General features: G+C 72.6%; 1 protein-coding gene. It reads right to left on the bottom strand.

What is annotated here, in order from left to right:
* The coding region (locus U5760_RS31505) for a non-ribosomal peptide synthetase (protein ID WP_322016212.1) at positions 1-2,191 on the bottom strand (2,191 nt) is incomplete at both ends.

Raw genomic sequence — 2,191 nt, 5'->3', positions numbered from 1 at the left:
CCCGCACGCCCCAGGTACCCCCGCGCCAGCGTCGCCCCCCCGATGCACAGCTCCCCCAGCCCGCCCACCGGCACCTCGTTGCCCTCGCCGTCCAGCACGTACACGCTGCGCGAGGCATACGGCACCCCGATCGACACGATCGCCTGCTCCACGTCCTGCGCGCACGTGCGCCGGTACAGGCACGCCACCGTCGTCTCCGTCGGCCCGTACAGGTTGTCCAGCCGGATATGCGCCAGTGGACCCGCGCGCCACTGCCCCAGCGCGTCGCCCGGCAGCCCCTCGCCGCCCACCGTGATCTGCCGCAGCGCCTCAAGCTCCCCGGCCGCCGGCGGCTCGCGCAGCCACTGCTGCCAGTACGCCGTCGGGATCCGCGCGAACGTCACCCGCTCCTCCGAAAGATGCCGGCTCATCGTCTCCAGATCCCACGCCTGCGCCCCGCGCATCTCCACCTGCCCCCCGCTCATCAGCGCCGGCAGCATCTCGTGCAGCGACACGTCGAAGTTCACCGTCGACGACTGCAGCTGCCGCTCCCGCGCCGTGATCCCGTAGGTTTCGATAAAGTCCGCCAGATGCAGCGCCAGCGCGCGCTGGCTGATCGCCACCCCCTTGGGTCGACCCGTCGAGCCCGACGTGTAGATCACGTACGCAAGCTGCTCCGGATGCACCGGCACCTCTACCGGCGGCGCGGATTCGTCCTCCCCCTCCGCCATATCCGTGACCGCGATCACCTCGTGCCCGGCCAGCAGCGCGTGCAGCTGCCGCGCCGTCTCTCCATCGGCCAGCACCCGGCTCACGCCCGCGTCGTCCATCATGTACGCGAGCCGCTCCGGCGGGTACTCCGGGTCCAGCGGCACAAACGCCGCGCCCGACTTCATCACCCCCAGCAGCGCCGCCACCAGCCCCGCCGAGCGCGTCATGCACACCCCCACCCGTTCGTCGGCCCTCACCCCCGCGCGCAGCAGCCGCCGCGCGATGCGGCTCGCCCAGCCGTCCAGCTCCCCGTACGTGAGCCGCTCGCCCTCGCAGTGCAGCGCCGGCGCCTGCGGGTTGCGCCGCGCCTGCTGCGCGATGCGCCCCACCACCGGCTCGAATGCCCGCACAACCGGCACCGTGTGATGACGGGCCTCCACGCTCAGGCGGATCTCGCCCAGCGGCAGGTCCTGCCCGGGCTGTGCACCGATCTGCTCCACGATCTCCACGTAGTGGTCCAGCAGGCGCTGCACCACCGCCTCGTCGAAGATGTCGCATGCGTACGTGAGCGACACCGAGAGCCCGCCCCCGGCCTCCTCCACCGTGTTCAGCACCAGGTCGAAGCGCGCGCTCTGCGCGCCCGCCGCCACCGGCGACACCGTCAGCCCCGGCAGTACCAGCTCCGCGCCCGCCGCCCCCGCGTGGTTGAACATCGCCTGGAACAGCGGCGTGTGGCTCAGGCTGCGCTGCGGCTGCAGCGCCTCCACCAGCCGCGCGAACGGCACGTCCTGGTGCGCCTGCGCCTCCACCACCCGATCGCGCACCTGCGCCAGCAGCGCTGCGAAGTGCTCCACCCCGGCCAGCTCCGTGCGGATCACCAGCGTGTTCACGAAAAAGCCGATCAGCCCTTCGATCTCCGCCCGGTCGCGACCCGCCACCGGCACCCCCACGCGCAGGTCCTGCTGGCCGCTGTAGCGCGCGAGCAGCACGTCGTAAGCGGCCAGCAGCGTCATGAAGAGCGTCGCGCCGTGGCGCTGCGAGAGCCGGCGCAGTGCCTGCGTCTGCCCGGCGCCGAGACGACGCGCGACGCGCCCGCCCTGCGCTGCGCGCAGTCCCGTGCGCTTGCGCGAGACCGGCAGCTCCAGCACCGGGTGCTCGTCGCCCAGCCGCTCACGCCAGTAGCGCAGCTGCGCTTCGAGGCGCGCCTCGTCGAGCCATTCGCGCTGCCAGGCGGCGTAGTCGCCGTACTGCACCGGCAGCGGCGGCAGTGCGTCGATCACGCCTGTGTGCAGGGCCGCGTAGGTGCGGGCGAACTCCCGGGTGAGCAGACCGAGCGACCAGGCGTCCGAGACGATGTGATGCATCGCGAAGTGCAGCACGTGCTCGCGCGGGGCGAGCTTCACCAGCGACACGCGCAGCAGCGGGCCGCGTTCGAGGTCGAACGGCTCGCGCGAGCGCTGCGACAGCAGCGTGGCCAGCGCGTCTTCCTGCGTGCCCTCGG

This window comes from Paraburkholderia sp. J12, assembly GCF_905220215.1.
Taxonomy (GTDB): Bacteria; Pseudomonadota; Gammaproteobacteria; order Burkholderiales; family Burkholderiaceae; genus Paraburkholderia.
The sequence above is the reverse complement of the archived record's forward strand: the minus strand, read 5'-3'. Positions and strand labels throughout refer to the sequence as shown.